Raw genomic sequence first — 15,851 nt, forward strand, 5'->3', positions numbered from 1 at the left:
GCCCGTCTCGTAACACATCTGCAAACGGAATAACGTCCATATCAATGACTTGATCACGGCTTTCTACCGCAATGGCGCAGGCTGTATCGATAATGGCTCCTTGCATGTTGACTCGCCCGTGACCTGCGTCGTTTGCGGCAACCGCAAAGGGCGCAACCAGGCAGGAAAAAATGCAAGGAAACACTGAAAGGGAAAATATCTTGCTGAGCATAACGCACTCCTTATACCGCCGTTAATCGCCACGGGGTTAAGAAAAAGGCATGCAAAAACCAGTTCACATGCCTGTTCATTCCCCTAAATCACCAGAGGACGCATTGGCTTAGTTGTAGCTTAATGTAAAGTCCGTCACGGCTTGGAAGGCCCCTTCAACAACCGGCGTGCCCGCGGCTTCACCTTGCATGAACGCAGCAAAATTTAACGTTTGGTTACCATCAGCCAGAGTTTGGGGGGCAGTTGGGGTACCCAGCACAATCAGCTCAGAGCCGCCTTGCGCCGTCATGCCCACACCCGCCCCTTGGGCTGAGCCGGTAATGCCGAGTAAATCAGCGTTAACATCGGATGCCGCGCCAGTGAAGGTGACCGTGACTTTATTTTTTGCGGCCGGGGTACCAAACTGGCAGTTTTCTAAGTTGATGGCAAAATTAACGGGGGTCGATTTTCCGCCATCTTGCAATGCCACGTTAGAGACTTGACCCAAATTAATCAGCTGCTCTTCATCACCGGCTTTGATTGAGCAAGGGGCATCAATGATAGCGCCGTAAAATGTGATTTTACCGTGACCTTCATCAGCAGCCATGGCGGTTGAAATAAGACCTAAAGAGGTGATTGTAGCCACTGCAAGTGCTTTTAATTTCATGAATGAGATTCCTTAATAATAGAGACAACGCATTTAAATTATAACAACCGTCATAATCTCCCTTTCGGGGGTGACTTCGACACCAATACGATAGCGATTGATGATGAAGATAATTTCAAAAGATAAGATAATGACACCCAATCTTTTTTTAATTATGTGTAACGTAAAAATAAAAATAAAAATAAAAATAAAAATAAGAACAAATAGACATAAATTAAAAACAGTAAAAACCCAATAAACGCATTTCACGTGACAGCACCATAACAATGAAACGTGTTATTCCGTACACAGTTTAATGGCCTGAATATACAGGTCAGACGCTAGAACCATTAAACCAGAGATAGCCGCGTATTAAACACATCGGTAAATAACTGTCTTAGTTTTATGTTTAGTTTTATATTTGTTCTTATGTTTAGTTTTAAAGATAATTACAATCGTGTGTACAGTGCCAGTTCAGTGTTTAGATATTGAATATTCTTGTCGGCAGTTATATTGTAATGGGCATTAACGCCCTCCAATATATAATTAAAGAAGTCATTTAAATTAAAGGCATACGAATTTAAAAAAAACACCATAACACTGAGTGGAATACTTGTTACACCGCGTTCATAGCGGGAAATCTGTTGTTGACTGACACACAAGAGTTCCCCCATTTGTTTTCCAGTCAAACCACACTCATGACGTTTACGTTTAAAATAATGGCTCACTAAAGTATTAATTGTGTCATTAACATATTGTCTTTCCATGACCCCTCCATACTTTAAACTTTCAATGCGTAAATTTAACTAAAATATGAGTATTAAGTAAAATCGTTTTAAACGTTTAATAAGTTAAATTACAATAGGCAATACCTATCAGTTGCAATTCATTGATCGCTGTTGTCGATCATAATGAATAAGGGAATAGGCAACCCATTGAAATGTAAGTTATTAAACAAACAATCAAGCGGCCGTTTATTTTACCTGAAATGAGCGTAATTACACCAATTAAGTGTAAATACAGTGTAAATGAATCTGTTTCAAGATAGGTTTTGAACGATAAAAAATAAAGAATGTCGGATGAAAAGATTTAATATTGGTATTATTAAAAAGAAAAGATAATTGCGTATTTATTTTAAAATGAATTTTAGATGAACTTATTTTTGAGATATAAATCATATATAAAGAACACATATAAAGAAGTGACGTTTAAATATAACTGAGGAATGACGTATGAAATTAAAAACAATTACGACGGCTATTTTATTACTCTCCACAACAGTTGCTTTTACTGCTCAAGCTGAAATGTCTAAATCAGCTGAAGAAACAAAAGTTATGAGTCAAAAAAAGAATAACGAATATGAGAAAATGGTGATTGATAAGGTTTGGATCACCACGCAAGCCTTAGACCAAAATAAGCAAGAAATCCCTGCAACAAATGACCAAGTGGCTAATTTTTTTGGGTTAGCTGAGTATTTCCCTGATGGAACCTTTAACATGCTGACCGTAGAAGGGGAGCCTAAAATGCAAGGTGATTGGTCATTTAGTGATGATGGAAAGTATCGAACACTGACCGCTAAAAATGATAAGGGGGACATTTTATTTACTCGGGTTGTCGACAATATTACGGTCACGCCTGATGAGTATACTTATCGTATTTACCCATCAGCAGAGGATAAAACGCAATACATTGATATTATTCATAAAGTCAAACAATAAGTTTCAACTGGGCTAATCATAAAAGTGCCCCGTGACAACGCTATAAACGGGCCGGTTTTGTCAACTAAAACGGTTCTGTCGCATTAGCGGAGGTAAGTCAGAAAAAGTTGCGCTGCCTGTTTTTCAAGCAGCCAACCAATGGAATTGTTCTGCCGGTGATAAATCCGCTCCGGCGAGATGCTGAAGTTGCCCTTTACGTATCATATGCACTAACTCAATACCTGCCAGTATCGTCTGCGCCCGGCGGAATGATTTAAATCCCAGCATCGGTCGTATTAGCCGTTTGATATTCCGGTGATCTTGCTCAACCAGGTTGTTCAGGTATTTGCTCTGCCTGATGAGCATCCTTTCTTTTTCTGGTTTGTTGGTATTGAGTGTCGTCAGGGCGGACGCGTTGGCACCGCTTTTATCAATAGTAACCACCTCGGGTTCGCCGTGATGACGAATGGCCTTGCGAAAGAAGCGCAATGCAGCGGCAGCATCCCGTTTGGCGGTCAGCAGGAAGTCGATGGTTTGGCCTGTTGTATCCACCGCGCGGTACAAATATTTCCACTGACCTTTGATTTTTATGTACGTTTCGTCCATTCGCCACCGACGTCCAACAGTGCGCTTATGCCGACGAAACGCCTTATACAGCAACGGCACCAGGCGGATAATCCAGCGGTGAAGTGTGGAATGGTCAATAAGAATGCCGCGCTCGGCCATCATCTCTTCGAGATTGCGCAGGCTCAGGGCATAAGCCAGATACCAGCGAACACACTGGGTAATAACATCAACGGGATAATGTAGGCGTTTGAAGGCGTTTCGTATCAGCGACATGGTCAGGCAACATCACAAAAAAAAACAGCATGTTACCGGAAGACGCCTTAATGCGACAGAACCCTTAAAACGACCGCCTATCTCTGCCTCTCAATTGAAACATTACAGCGGTGGTGCAGTAGTTCATCATTATTATGATCACCACAGCCAGCAACATCGGCGACAAATTTTATCCCAAGAAGAGATGATACGCCGTTATGTTAGCCATATTCCTGCCCGTCATTTTAAAATGATCCGCTATTACGGTTTTTTAGCCAACCGCAAACGCGGCAGCTTATTACCGAAGGTGTATAACGCGTTGGACATGATAGCCCCTTCGATACCCGATAAACCGGGCTTTGCCGCTCTGACCAAAGGATTTTTAAACACCGATCCGTACCAATGCATTTTATGCGGCAACCGGTTGAGATTTATGAGTGCGGAAAAAGGGGCTCATGCCACTGAGTTACTATCAGTAAGACGCGATAGAATGGAGAAAAAGCGATGGTTACAAACGGCAGCCTAGGCTCAGTGTACTTAAAATTTGGTTTTCAGATGAAAATTTAACCTATCGATAATCTCAGGAGCAAGAAAAAATAAAATAACTTTAATTGAATGGAAGTACAGGCATCAAAACACCGTCATTAATACGTCACTCTATTGATTGAGGTTCCTAACCATCAAGCGATGACATTGGTCCAATGGGTTAATCTTAACCATAGTGGATTTATTTTACCCATAATTAGCCATTCTGTTATATAGTATATGTGCTTATTTTAAAGAGCTCTTTGCTATAACTATAGATGTATTAGGTGTTTTAATTAAAAATTAAAAGCTTGTTGTAAATAAATAATAAACTGATTAAATGTTTTTAGGTAATTTACTTACTTCGGGTAAAGTAAAAATTCCAATATAATATTTAGCTCCAAGAGCCATGTATAGTATAGGTGGATATATTAAAAATAAATTATTGACTGCATTCCCATTGCTACTTCCTAACCATCATTTCACTATAAATAGATTTATTTTATTTTTACGCTCAATAATTAGAATAGTATACCATTCTAATTTATTAATAATAACTCTTGTTTTATCAAGAGTTATTATTACATTGACTACTAAATTCATCATAAACCAAGCTATTGTTAACTCCATGCAATAAATAACTTTATTATCCATTGTAGTGATTTTATTTTACCCACAGTAATTCTATAAAATAATTTAATTTATATAATAAAAACAGGTGTAAACTTTTTATTTTCAATAAATCTATATAACTAGCTTTGATTTCTTTCATCCTCTTTTAAAAAAAAATCGATTGGAACTTTAAAAAAAAATGATAATTTTGATAAAAAATTTATATTAACCCCATTTATTCCTCTTTCATAACGTGAAATTTGCTGTTGACTAATATTAAAAACCTCACTTAACTGCTGTCCTGTTAACCCTTTTAATTTTCTTAATTTTTTTATTTTCATACCAATTAAATAATTTAATTCTTCATTTTCAAACTCAAATTTTTTCATAATATATATTTACATTTAATAGATTACTTAAAAGTAATAGAATTTTCCGAGATTTATATTATCTAAGCCTTCATATTGAAACCCAATTCCAAAAATTAAGCTATCAACCTTAGTATCTAAACAATCTGCAATATATTTAATTTGACTTACATTTAATCGTACACTACCACTTTCTATTCGTGAAATATGTTGCTGAGAGCAGCAGATTATTGAAGCTAAATCAGATCCGCTAAAGCCTTTGTTTCGTCGACATTCTCTTATATTTTGTCCAAGTATATCCTCAGGTTTTAAATTAGACATAGTCCCCTCTCCATTTTACTCAATGATTGTTAATAATTCAACTGTTAGGCGGTCATCTTCTTCACTGCAATCTATTTATCAAGAAAAATAATAAATTAAAAATCACAACTTTATTTAAAATAACTTACAGTTACCTTAGCTATAAATGAAATTATGAAATTAACATGTTGCTTTCAAGAACATTAGTTAGCTTTATTTTTTATAATAATTCTCAATTTATATATTGAGGTAAATAACTATAACTAAACTTTATAACTCTATTTTTTTTGAGTGGCAATAAATTAGAATGATTAATTTATTCATAAGTCATTTCAAATGTAACTTCAGTATTAGCACTACCTGGTTGTACTGAATTTCCCGTAGCTACATACTGAGCATAAAATTGTAAAGGTATTTGTACTTCGTTTGTTATTACATGTGGAATACTATAAGACTTTGGTGTAATTCGTTGATTATTTTTATCTAAAATAGCAATGCCTACATTTTCAGCGGTGCTATTAGAATTAAGAGCGAATAATTCATTATTTTGACTATCTGTATTTCCATCAAAAAAAAGTTTTACTTCGCGTGCCGCTGGACCACAATTTTCTAATAAAATAGTAAAAGGCACTGGGGTTGTTACTGGGTTAATACCAGAAAAAAACTGACGTGAAGCCCATACACCCAAATCTATGGTTTGATTTTTAGAACTTAGATTAACTGTACATGTATTAGATACAATAGTTGCATTTATTCTTAAATTAATACTTCCTATATCCGCTTTAGATGCATTATTAAAAGCATTAATCATTAAAATACCATAACTTATTGGTATGATGATACTATTAAATAATTTTATTTTCATCTATTAGTTTCTCATCGATTAATTAAGGAAAATCTATTCGTAGAAATGCTTCTGAGGTTACAGGACCTTCTTGTGGTCGTATCCCAGTAGTACTAACAGGATAAACTTGAAAATCAACATTTGCTTGGCCATCTTGTAATAAAAAATTAAGCCTACTAGAAAATACATTAGGTACAAGTAAATTACCTAAAGTATCTGTAACAGCAAATCCAACATCAGGATTATTTGATTTAAGGAAGCTACCTGATACGTTACTAGCCTCTAAACGTAAAGTAAGCGCTGCACTAGTATCAATATTGTCGCACTTAATACCAATTGAGCGAGTAACTGGACTAAAACCTAGAGAAGGAGTCCCTGCTGTCGTAAATGAACCTGAGGAAATAGGTCCTAGGTTAATAACTATTATATCACCTGTATTTAACTCACAAGATTGAGGTACCGATAAAGTCGCATTAAGTATTCCTTCAGATAAGCCTTGTCCAAATCCCCCACCAAAAGTATTATTTCCATATAATGTAAATATCTTTAACCCCGATATATATGCATTCCCAACGAATCTTTTTTTAATTTTTAATGAAATAGATACAGTTGATCCTGTTGTTGCACTACCACCACAGGCGTCCGGTCTTGAGTTACAGTCATTCGAAATATTGTTAAAAGGAACTGAATATTGGCGGGTAGTACCACTATTTGCATTCCATACCGCGATTTTACTAGCAATCTGTAAATAGTCATGATCGCTGATATCATACCACTGGTCATTACCATCATTAGTCGCTATTTGTAACCTTGGTCCAGCCACCGCACTATAGTAAGTAGTCTCTTTCGCAGTACATGGCGGTCCAATTGACCAGCTGCCTGGTGCTGATCTAGTTATAGGACCTGTATTATAACCTACTGTATTTTGGGCCTGCCCAAATGTTGTATTAAATGTATATATATAAGGGGCGCCAAGGGTTGAGCTACAACTTGCAGCGTAAGATATATGTGAGAACATAAAAAATAATACTACCCCAGCGCCTCTATAGAGATTAGCATTATAGATATATGAGCTTAGTTTAATTGAAAACATTTCAAACCTCTTATGGCTCTTTTATTTAAATTTTATACTTTATGTTGTTTTGTTTACTCACATCTAGCCTTTGCAGAATATAACCCGACAGAAAATTCTTGCGGCAATAATTGATATGTTACAAAACATTGTTGATGCACTTCAGTACCCCAACTCACTTGTAATTTTCCTGTAGGTTCTAATCCTGATAAAAATACTTGTCCATTGTCACCAACAATACCCATATTCCCGTTTTTATTAGCTTGTACTGTTGCTCCAAAAGGTATTGCTTTCCCATTTGATTGCAGTAAAGTTAATAATGCACGGCTACCAATTTGTGTTGTAAACTCTGCACGTACCACGGCTCCAGATGTTGGTACAACTTGAGTAACTGCACCTACTATTTCAGTATCATCACTTAAGCTGTTAGTATTTAATGCCACTCTATTTTCTCTATATGGTGTCGCATATGGCACTACTGCATATCCACGCCAGTCAGTTTTTACACCTGTTATATTCTCAACACTCACATTTGCTGCATCAGGTGCTTTTATTAAAATATTAGTTTCACCCAATGGCTGGCTTAACGTCAGTCCATTTTCATGTAATAAAATACCACCACTAACCCCATAGTTTAGCTGTTGCCAATTTTTAGCATAACTATATCCAGCATTTACATTTCCAGATCCCCCTTTATATTCAAGAGTGGCATTTCCGGAATTACCATATCCCTGATTTATATATCCTTGCTGTACGCTATAATTCAGATTATTACCTTCTAACAAGGACCCACTGACCCCTACTTGTTGACTAGCTTTGTTACTTTGGTCATATGTAGTAGTATATGTTGCATATGCAGTGTTATTAGTACTTGTTATATCGCGAGCTTTACCACCGCCTGCAGAAAACCATTTATCTAATGGAATAGACATTGATAATGCTATTAGTTTATCTCGTTGGTTTATACCATAACTTTTATTTAGAGAAGCATTAACATTAAAATTAATGTCATTAAAATTGCCATTGTAGCCTATTTGTAATAGTTCATCTTTTTGATTAGTATTCCAATATGATTGGTAGCTTCCTAATACATAAACTGAGCCATAGTCTCCTAATTGCTGGCTAATGTTAGCTTGTATGCGCCCTTTTTTTGTGTAATATAAATTATGATAATTTATGAGTTCCGGAGTAATATCAACCAGTCCATCTTGTGTTTTTATTTGATACCCATTCATTTGTTTATATGTAGTCTCTGCAAATGAATAAAAACCTTCTGTTGAATAACGATATCCTAGTAATTGAAAATTTGTTCCCATTTCATTCAAAGATTTTGCATATAAAAATCTTAAAGACTGACCTGCTTCTCTACTATCATCTGGCAATTTACTATTTGCATGTGTTATATCTGCAGAAAATGCTCCAAAAACACCTAAATTCTTACCAACACCAATAGAAAATGACTGATGATTTTGAGCAATTTGAATTCCTTCATAAATTGTCCATCCATATCTTAAACCTAATAATAATGTGGCTTGGGCAAATTTAGGTTGTTCTTGATTATCTGACCCCGACCGATATTCTCCAACAGTAACTGCATATTTTAGCCTATTTTCTCTTTGTAATAAGGGAACAGCAGAATAAGGTACTGTAAATTGACTGCTACTGCCGTTAGCTTCTTTAACTATAACTTTTAAATCCCCGCTATTAGAAGTAGGATATAGATCCTTAATTTCAAAAGCGCCAGGTGGTACATAAGTTTGATAGATTACATACCCATTTTGCTCAATAGTGACCTGAGCATTGCTATTTGCAATCCCACGAACAGTAGGTGCGAAGCCCCGTAAACTATCAGGTAACATTCCATCATCTGAATTTAATCGCATTCCCCGAAACCCGATAGAATCAAAAATATCGCTATCAGTAAAGCTATCTCCTAGAGTTAAATTACTTTTTAGTGGAATGATAGCTCTTTGTACGTATGTTCGAATATTATTCCAATCTTGGTTAGTTTCATTTTTTGTTTTGTAATAATTCCATGATCCTTCATTACGTAATCTCCACGCCCCTATATTAAGCCCACTGGTTAAATTAAGAAAATAATTAGTATCATTACCGGAGTCAGAGCGTTTCAGATTACTGCCTGAAAACCTATAATTCAATATTCCAGTAACTATGCCTTCATTCCACATTTCAGGCTGAATATAACCTCTGTAATTATTTTTTAATAGCGCTTGTGGGATGGATATATTCAAAGTTTGACGCTCGAAATCGAACTCAGTTTGAGCTTGACTTATTAATGCTACAATATCAACACACTCATTTTCACTATACGAAGCTAATGAAGGAATAGCTAAAACATTGACACCTTCTTTGCTTAGCCAAGTACGACTCAAACAAGGGGATAATCCACTTTTACCTTGCCCTTTTTTTTGAATATCAAAACTTATATTTTGTGTTCCTACATGCCTTTTATTTAGATAAATATCGACTAAATAAATACCAACCGGTTGTCCTTCACCCTTATCATAACGAGATAAATCAGCAACGGCATCAGGGTTACCAGATAATAGCGCAGGGTTAAAATATTCATCTGCAAAGCTTAACGACGAAAACATTAATCCACTTAAGACTATTAAGCATGGTAAGGGTTTATTTATCGTATAGTGCAGCATTATCAGCTTTTTTCTTTTCTTATTATTTTGCTGCATATATAACTCCTTTCATACTTTATTTGTTTACCGATCTTATATGGCATTAGTTTATGTTCATACTGCTAATTGGGGAGCTTCCACCATAATCATCAATTGTTTGATATGAAACTGAATTCGAATTCATTGATGTTGTAGTTATCGGGGTTTTAGACATTGGTGCTACCATAATATTATTTAAAGGCTGAGTCCCTAGTTTAAGATTAATCAATGTCACATAATATGGTGATGGATTATTAATTATTAAGTCTTTTCCTTTTCGAGAAAAACTTAATGTTCCAGCAGCATCTCCTGATGATGTTGGTAAATTAGCTGGTCGGATAAAAATTTTAATCCTGGATAATATGGCAATCTGTAATACATTTTTATCTTTAATATCGTTACGATCTACCGAAGGAATTGCCTTAGTATTTAGCCAATATAAACTTTCTCTATCTTTCGGTAAATTACCTTCATTACGAATTATACGTAAAGTATTTTCACTATTAGCATTACTAACAAATAATGGTGGCGTTATGATCAAGTCTGTTGTTTTTTCATTTTTATCATTTTCAATCCATGATTGAATTAAAAAACGATTTTTTTCATCACTATTAGTGAGTGCTAATGAAGTTTGTTTGCTATCTAAAGGATAAATAACTCGCGTAGCACCCAAGGCTACCCCTCCTGCTTCTACAGGAAATGATACAATTGAGAAACCTAAGCATATTATAAAAATTAATATAGATTGATATAATCGGCCAATATATGGAAATAAGTAATATAATTGTGTCAACACGAAATACCCTCTAAGGTTCGTAAATATTTTATTACACAACTTTAAATATCATATTCAAAGGTAGGTTAAAGAAAACCATGCAGTAGCCCTAGCTACACCAGGCTTAATTTCGATTGATGTAGCGCGATATTTAGCCATAAATTCTAATCGATTATCTCCGTCATGTAACATTTGAGCTTCAGATAATAAAGTATTAGGTAATATTAATTCATTGGATGAACTAAATAAGGCTATACCAACGCCTTTTGCATTAACGGTATTTATTTGTTCTATTGGTGAATTAATCTGAAGAACATGAGGATTTCTTTTATCTACTTGTCCTAAAAAACTAACAATTACACGTTGGCTTGTTTCTCTAGAACAATCTGTAAGTTTTATAAAAAAAGGAACCGGTAACGCATCACTACCAACTTCAGAGAAAAAATTACTTCGTATCTGCCCCATATCTACAATTTGCGAACGGCTTTCTGTTGCAACTGTACATGCGGGTGCAACAAGAGCCCCTTTAATATGTACAGCTCCGCCGTTGATAATAGTATGGTATCTATTATTAGTAGTAGCGGCATTTGAGTAAAATGGATAACTAACACAGCTAAAAAGAAGTATTAATTTGGAAATATTCCATATACACATAACCACCTCCAAGGCTGGGGAATGGCCCCATAGGGCCATTATATATACAATTGTAAATTGTAATTTTAATTAATTATATTGCATCACAAAAGTAGCATCTGCATCAGCAGAACCTGGGGTCACATCAAGAGTAGTTGATTTATAACGTGCACTAAAATGTAATACGTTTGAACCAGTATTTAATGTTGTTGGTGCAGAAAATACAGACCCATCTGGTTTTAAAATGTTACCTGTATTGTCCGCAATTTGAATACCAACACCTGAAGCGGCACCAGTAGCACCACCACTGATGTTAGTTACTGCTAATATTGTATTGTCGATAGAATCAAGGTTGCCACTAAATGATACAGCAGCAGTTGTAGATACTGTAGTATCACAACCTTCTAAGTTGATTGTAAATGGCACTGCACCAGAAAGAGCTCCAACCGAAGCAAATTCAGCAGTACGATACTGACCCATATTAACTGGCGTACTTATAGAATCTGCACTCACAGCACAAGCTGCGTTAACAATTGATCCTGTAAAATGTACTGTGCCGCCAGGTACTGTTGTAGCAGCAGATGCTGTCACACCGACAGAAACTAATGCTAACCCTAATGCTGCTTGTACTATATTTTTTTTAGTAAACATACTGAATACTCCGACTATAGATGAATGATATATAAACTGCATTAAATGTATTAACGTCCATGTTATCCCTTTCCTATAAAACTTTACAAAAATACGGATAAATAATTTAACTTAGAATCAAGCATTAATTAAATTAGAATCGCAATTTCATTAACATATTAACAAATATTTTAATTTAAATTGAAATATAACTAAAATTTAATGTGGATTTATTTTTAATATATTAAAAATCTAATTAATAAGATAATTCTTAATCGATTTAAATTCTACCACATTAAAAAAATCAAATATTAACAGTTTAGGAATATCAAAAACAATTCAAGATGATTTTTTATTTAAATTATTAACTCAAATTAAGAGTACTTAGATTAGCAAAAAAAAAAACACCTGTAAATATAAGTAAAATAATTAAATCAATAATTGAAAAACAAAATCCATAAACAATTAAAAACAATTAAAAACAATTAAAAATAAACTTAACGCATTGAAATATATAAGAAAAAATAAAAAATATATAATAAAAATGCAAGTGTGGCATATTTTTATTTTTAAGCAAAAACAAGCAGTTAGGTTGAACTATCAAAAAAACAATTATTACACTTTCAATTTTTTCAAAAAAATTAAATTTTAAAAAAATACATAACAGGCTCATTTAATATCTTGGAATGTAATTTAATTAGACAATAAGCCTTGTTAACTCTTATTTTGAGTTAAAAAAGATATAAAATTCGATAATTTGAATTTACTTGGGTTAATGGTGGTTTTCATATTTTTTTTTATTACACTCAATAGAAATAGACTAGAATATTATATCAAATATAAAAATGTCACTTTTAATTTAATTTTCAAATATAAAAATGTCACTTTCAGCTCAGGATTATAAATTACACTCAATAGAAATAGACTAGAATATTATATCAAATATAAAAATGTCACTTTTAATTTAATTTTCAAATATAAAAATGTCACTTTCAGCTCAGGATTATAATATGGAAATGTCACTTGTTAGATTTAAGATCATATTCATTAGCTATTTAATGAATAGTTAAATATTTTAAGTTTAGGCGCTGAATTTAACGATTCTAAAATGTCACTTTTTATTAAAAAATTATAAAATATGAGCAGTTTATAAATTTAAATTTTAAAAACACATAAAACACGCAAGTAATAGCAATAAGGACATATGAAAATTAATGACTATATCGCATAAAGAAATGAATAGGGCTGATATTGTTCAGGCTATTTGTGATAAACGATTGAAACGACGCGATGGCGCCCTTCAGCTTAATTTAACCGAACGGCAGGTACAAAGACTGGTTAATCGATATCGAGAGCATGGGATTTCAGGACTCATTCATGGTCAGCGTGGAAAAAAAAGTAACCACAGTTTTTCAGAGCCAGTTAAGCTTAAAGTGCTAACATTACTTCGCGAAAATTACAGTGATTTAGGTCCAACACTCGCAACAAAAAAACTTAAAGAGAAGCATGATATAGCTATTTCTGTTGAAACTATCAGAAAATGGATGATTTCTGATGGCCTTTGGATTCCTTATATCCAACGAAAACCTCTCGAATAATCTGGCACTGTTGCAAATAACGTGGTGGGGTTGGGCTTGTCCGCCTAGGGGCGGCTATAAACCAAAGACTCGATTCACCAGGCGCACTTCTCCTAACGGTTGGTCATAATAAAAGTGCTTAGCCTGACCTTTGCGAAGCGCACGCATCACTTCAATTCCTTTAAGCGTAGCATGTGCCGTTTTGATTGATTTAAATCCCAAAGCAGGATTTATAACGCGCTTCAATTTACCGTGGTCACACTCGATAACATTATTGTGGAATTTGATTTGTCGGTGCTCAACGTGAGATGGGCATTTCCCCTCTTGTTTTAGGAGGTTAAGTGCGCGGGCATAAGGCGCGGCTTTATCCGTATTAATGACACCCGGAATTTGCCATTTTTTGACACGATTAAAGATTTTTCTTAAAAACCGATAAGCCGCTTTGGTGTTGCGAGAACATAAGCACGCCTGTGGCGTGAGCATCGCGGCAGAGCCGCTCTATTTCTAGGTAACGCCCTTCTCGTCTTTTATAATCTGCTCTATGTATATTCCCAGACCCGCTAAACTGCTCTTTCAATACGATGACGGATGGAACCGTTTCATTGATAATAACCCTGTCGATGAATGGCAGCTACTCTGTGTTGAAAAGATGCTCGCTTGTAGCTCTTGTGCTATGGGCGTTCGCCGCTATTGCTGCTCTTCCCCTGAATGCACGCATTCACGCTTTTTTTGTCAAACCTGTAAATCCAAAGCCTGCAGTGCCTGTGGACTCAAAGGCACCGAACAATGGATTGCCCAACAACGGCATATTTTGCCAGATTGCGAGTGGCAACACATCACTCTCACGATGCCCCACCTCCTTTGGCCTTTCTTTAACAACAACTGGTCCCTACTTAATCAGCTTTTTCGCTGCGCCACGCGTGCTATGCTCAAACATGCCAAGCGTCTTGGGCTCGAAATTGGCATTTTCTGTGCCTTACATACTTACGGTCGCCAACTTAATCAACATCCGCACATTCATTTATCGGTGACCCGAGGTGGACTCTCCCAATATAACACCTGGAAACCCATTTTCTTTAAAAAGAAAGACGTCGAAAAGGTCTGGCGCAGTGCCGTTATTCGGCTCCTTCGAGACAGCTATTTTCAGTTACAACCCAATAAATTGTCTGGCTTCGGGCATATTCGGGATTACCCGACCTGGTGTCGTTACCTCAATGCTCAGTTTCAACGTTATTGGAAAGTACATTTTGCCAAAAAGACCCGAGGCGCTTGGCATAATGTGAAATATCTGGGGCGATACCTAAAACGTCCTCCTATCTCGGCGTCTCAGTTGAAACACTACAGCGGTGGCACCGTAGTGCATCATTATTATGATCACCACACCCAACAATACCGACGACAGACCTTATCCCAAGAAGAAATGATCCGGCGTTATGTCAGTCATATCCCCGCGCGGCATTTTAAGATGATCCGCTATTATGGTTTTTTAGCCAATCGTAAACGCGGGCGCTTGTTACCGAAGGTGTATGACGCATTAGACATCATACATCCTAATATTCCTGAAAAACCGGGCTTTGCGGCACTGATTAAAGGATTTTTAAACACAGATCCGTATCAATGCATTTTATGTGGAAACCGACTGCGGTTTATGAGCGCGGAGAAAGGCATACACGCGACCACTTTATTATTAGAAAGGCGGGATAAAATGGCCAAAAAACGATGGCTACAAACCGCAGCTTAGGGTCAGTGTGCCTATTATTTGAGTTTTTGGCTAAAAATAGCATAATTACACGTTATTGTGGTTAGGTTAAAAACGAGAGAGACCCTTTCGCAGACTCTAATACCGAAACATATCGTTATAGATCCGTTAAACCATTCATCCATTTTCCTAACCATCAAGAATGGAAAAAAATGCCACAAAAATGAGCTATGAAACATTAAGACGTTATGCTAATGCATGCGGTGTCAATTTTAAATTGCAGCAAATTTAATGCTGAGAGCAAAGGTAACTAGTTCGACAGGTTTAGCTACCTTTGACATTTTTTCATGACGTTTATAATTTTTTCAAACGCTCCCTAATTCTTCTTCGTAAGCGTCCGAGCTTTGCCTCGCTGATGAAATAATTTACAAATGTGGACCCTTACCAATGTGAGCTGTGTGGGAGCCAATTGTTTTTATTTAAATTTAGTCCGTGATATGCCATTACCTAAAAAGGCAATTAACCAGTGAGTATCTCTCATATAATCGATTTTTACGCCTAATCTAACTGCCTTAATCGAGGCTCAGCAACCAAAGCGCTTCGTGTCTATCACTGCGGTGTAACCACGACTACCGTGCTACCGGAGTAATTTCCCGCACTGGCATTGGTACTGGTCAGCACCGATTTTAATAAATACGCCGCGCCATTGGGGGTTAACGATAAATCCGACTGAATACGGTCATTATCAAATTTAATCGTTTCATCTACAATGCTG

The 15,851-nt window shown here is 35.8% G+C and carries 14 protein-coding genes and 3 pseudogenes; 5 read left to right on the forward strand and 12 right to left on the reverse strand.

Annotation, left to right across the window (positions count from 1 at the left end):
- Positions 1 to 319: 319 nt before the first annotated feature.
- Entirely contained in the window at positions 320 to 856 is a 537-nt protein-coding gene (locus AAZR93_RS21280) for a fimbrial protein (RefSeq protein ID WP_434721003.1), read from the reverse strand.
- 428 nt (positions 857 to 1,284) lie between these two features.
- Positions 1,285 to 1,602 carry a helix-turn-helix domain-containing protein gene (locus AAZR93_RS21285; RefSeq protein ID WP_434721004.1) on the reverse strand — a complete coding sequence of 106 codons (318 nt, stop codon included), beginning with the start codon at positions 1,600 to 1,602 and terminating at the stop codon, positions 1,285 to 1,287.
- Between the two features lie 465 nt (positions 1,603 to 2,067).
- Here AAZR93_RS21285 and AAZR93_RS21290 point away from each other — a divergent pair, with 465 nt between their 5' ends.
- Positions 2,068 to 2,553: a DUF4822 domain-containing protein gene (locus AAZR93_RS21290; RefSeq protein WP_434721005.1), complete on the forward strand. Its 486-nt coding sequence runs from the start codon at positions 2,068 to 2,070 to the stop codon at positions 2,551 to 2,553.
- A gap of 123 nt (positions 2,554 to 2,676) precedes the next feature.
- On the opposite strand, the gene AAZR93_RS21295 is transcribed toward AAZR93_RS21290, so the two are convergent.
- A complete protein-coding gene (locus tag AAZR93_RS21295) occupies positions 2,677 to 3,372 on the reverse strand; it encodes an IS6 family transposase (protein WP_434721006.1) in 696 nt (231 codons plus the stop codon).
- 64 nt (positions 3,373 to 3,436) lie between these two features.
- Here AAZR93_RS21295 and AAZR93_RS21300 point away from each other — a divergent pair.
- A pseudogene (locus AAZR93_RS21300) lies at positions 3,437 to 3,877 on the forward strand (transposase); the annotation flags it as partial.
- Between the two features lie 751 nt (positions 3,878 to 4,628).
- Here AAZR93_RS21300 and AAZR93_RS21305 read toward each other — a convergent pair.
- From AAZR93_RS21305 to fimA, 8 genes are all read right to left on the reverse strand, one after another.
- Positions 4,629 to 4,877 (reverse strand): helix-turn-helix domain-containing protein, encoded by a 249-nt coding sequence (locus AAZR93_RS21305; RefSeq protein WP_434721007.1) that lies wholly within the window; start codon positions 4,875 to 4,877, stop codon positions 4,629 to 4,631.
- A gap of 27 nt (positions 4,878 to 4,904) precedes the next feature.
- The gene (locus AAZR93_RS21310; protein WP_434721008.1) at positions 4,905 to 5,177 is read right to left on the reverse strand and encodes a helix-turn-helix domain-containing protein; all 273 of its coding nucleotides are present in this window, start codon (positions 5,175 to 5,177) and stop codon (positions 4,905 to 4,907) included.
- A 295-nt stretch (positions 5,178 to 5,472) separates the two neighbouring features.
- Positions 5,473 to 6,021, reverse strand: a complete 549-nt coding sequence (locus AAZR93_RS21315; protein WP_434721009.1) for a fimbrial protein — start codon at positions 6,019 to 6,021, stop codon at positions 5,473 to 5,475.
- Between the two features lie 22 nt (positions 6,022 to 6,043).
- Positions 6,044 to 7,093: a fimbrial protein gene (locus tag AAZR93_RS21320; RefSeq protein ID WP_434721010.1), complete on the reverse strand. Its 1,050-nt coding sequence runs from the start codon at positions 7,091 to 7,093 to the stop codon at positions 6,044 to 6,046.
- Positions 7,094 to 7,146: 53 nt separating this feature from the next.
- The gene (locus AAZR93_RS21325; RefSeq protein ID WP_434721011.1) at positions 7,147 to 9,780 is read right to left on the reverse strand and encodes a fimbrial biogenesis usher protein; all 2,634 of its coding nucleotides are present in this window, start codon (positions 9,778 to 9,780) and stop codon (positions 7,147 to 7,149) included.
- A 46-nt stretch (positions 9,781 to 9,826) separates the two neighbouring features.
- Positions 9,827 to 10,555: a fimbria/pilus periplasmic chaperone gene (locus AAZR93_RS21330; protein ID WP_434721016.1), complete on the reverse strand. Its 729-nt coding sequence runs from the start codon at positions 10,553 to 10,555 to the stop codon at positions 9,827 to 9,829.
- Positions 10,556 to 10,612: 57 nt separating this feature from the next.
- Positions 10,613 to 11,191 (reverse strand): fimbrial protein, encoded by a 579-nt coding sequence (locus AAZR93_RS21335; protein WP_434721012.1) that lies wholly within the window; start codon positions 11,189 to 11,191, stop codon positions 10,613 to 10,615.
- A 69-nt stretch (positions 11,192 to 11,260) separates the two neighbouring features.
- Positions 11,261 to 11,821, reverse strand: coding sequence for a type 1 fimbrial major subunit FimA (fimA, locus tag AAZR93_RS21340; protein ID WP_434721013.1), 561 nt, complete (start codon positions 11,819 to 11,821; stop codon positions 11,261 to 11,263).
- A gap of 1,193 nt (positions 11,822 to 13,014) precedes the next feature.
- Here fimA and AAZR93_RS21345 point away from each other — a divergent pair.
- Positions 13,015 to 13,398 carry a helix-turn-helix domain-containing protein gene (locus AAZR93_RS21345; RefSeq protein ID WP_434721014.1) on the forward strand — a complete coding sequence of 128 codons (384 nt, stop codon included), beginning with the start codon at positions 13,015 to 13,017 and terminating at the stop codon, positions 13,396 to 13,398.
- A gap of 54 nt (positions 13,399 to 13,452) precedes the next feature.
- On the opposite strand, the pseudogene AAZR93_RS21350 reads toward AAZR93_RS21345, so the two are convergent.
- A pseudogene (locus tag AAZR93_RS21350) lies at positions 13,453 to 13,830 on the reverse strand (DDE-type integrase/transposase/recombinase); the annotation flags it as partial.
- Positions 13,831 to 13,918: 88 nt separating this feature from the next.
- On the opposite strand from AAZR93_RS21350, the gene AAZR93_RS21355 reads away from it, so the two are divergent.
- Positions 13,919 to 15,118, forward strand: coding sequence for an IS91 family transposase (locus tag AAZR93_RS21355; protein ID WP_434721015.1), 1,200 nt, complete (start codon positions 13,919 to 13,921; stop codon positions 15,116 to 15,118).
- A gap of 154 nt (positions 15,119 to 15,272) precedes the next feature.
- Positions 15,273 to 15,368, forward strand: a pseudogene (locus AAZR93_RS21360) (helix-turn-helix domain-containing protein); the annotation flags it as partial.
- Positions 15,369 to 15,851 lie beyond the last annotated feature (483 nt).

The organism is Providencia sp. Je.9.19 (assembly GCF_051129765.1).
Lineage (GTDB): Bacteria > Pseudomonadota > Gammaproteobacteria > Enterobacterales > Enterobacteriaceae > Providencia.

Excerpts from the sequence above, each read along its gene's own strand:
- AAZR93_RS21280 (WP_434721003.1), bottom strand. The coding sequence starts at position 856 with ATGAAATTAAAAGCACTTGCAGTGGCTACAATCACCTCTTTAGGTCTT.
- AAZR93_RS21285 (WP_434721004.1), bottom strand. The coding sequence starts at position 1,602 with ATGGAAAGACAATATGTTAATGACACAATTAATACTTTAGTGAGCCAT.
- AAZR93_RS21290 (WP_434721005.1), top strand. The coding sequence starts at position 2,068 with ATGAAATTAAAAACAATTACGACGGCTATTTTATTACTCTCCACAACA.
- AAZR93_RS21295 (WP_434721006.1), bottom strand. The coding sequence starts at position 3,372 with ATGTCGCTGATACGAAACGCCTTCAAACGCCTACATTATCCCGTTGAT.
- AAZR93_RS21305 (WP_434721007.1), bottom strand. The coding sequence starts at position 4,877 with ATGAAAAAATTTGAGTTTGAAAATGAAGAATTAAATTATTTAATTGGT.
- AAZR93_RS21310 (WP_434721008.1), bottom strand. The coding sequence starts at position 5,177 with ATGTCTAATTTAAAACCTGAGGATATACTTGGACAAAATATAAGAGAA.
- AAZR93_RS21315 (WP_434721009.1), bottom strand. The coding sequence starts at position 6,021 with ATGAAAATAAAATTATTTAATAGTATCATCATACCAATAAGTTATGGT.
- AAZR93_RS21320 (WP_434721010.1), bottom strand. The coding sequence starts at position 7,093 with ATGTTTTCAATTAAACTAAGCTCATATATCTATAATGCTAATCTCTAT.
- AAZR93_RS21325 (WP_434721011.1), bottom strand. The coding sequence starts at position 9,780 with ATGCAGCAAAATAATAAGAAAAGAAAAAAGCTGATAATGCTGCACTAT.
- AAZR93_RS21335 (WP_434721012.1), bottom strand. The coding sequence starts at position 11,191 with ATGTGTATATGGAATATTTCCAAATTAATACTTCTTTTTAGCTGTGTT.
- fimA (WP_434721013.1), bottom strand. The coding sequence starts at position 11,821 with ATGTTTACTAAAAAAAATATAGTACAAGCAGCATTAGGGTTAGCATTA.
- AAZR93_RS21345 (WP_434721014.1), top strand. The coding sequence starts at position 13,015 with ATGACTATATCGCATAAAGAAATGAATAGGGCTGATATTGTTCAGGCT.
- AAZR93_RS21355 (WP_434721015.1), top strand. The coding sequence starts at position 13,919 with ATGTATATTCCCAGACCCGCTAAACTGCTCTTTCAATACGATGACGGA.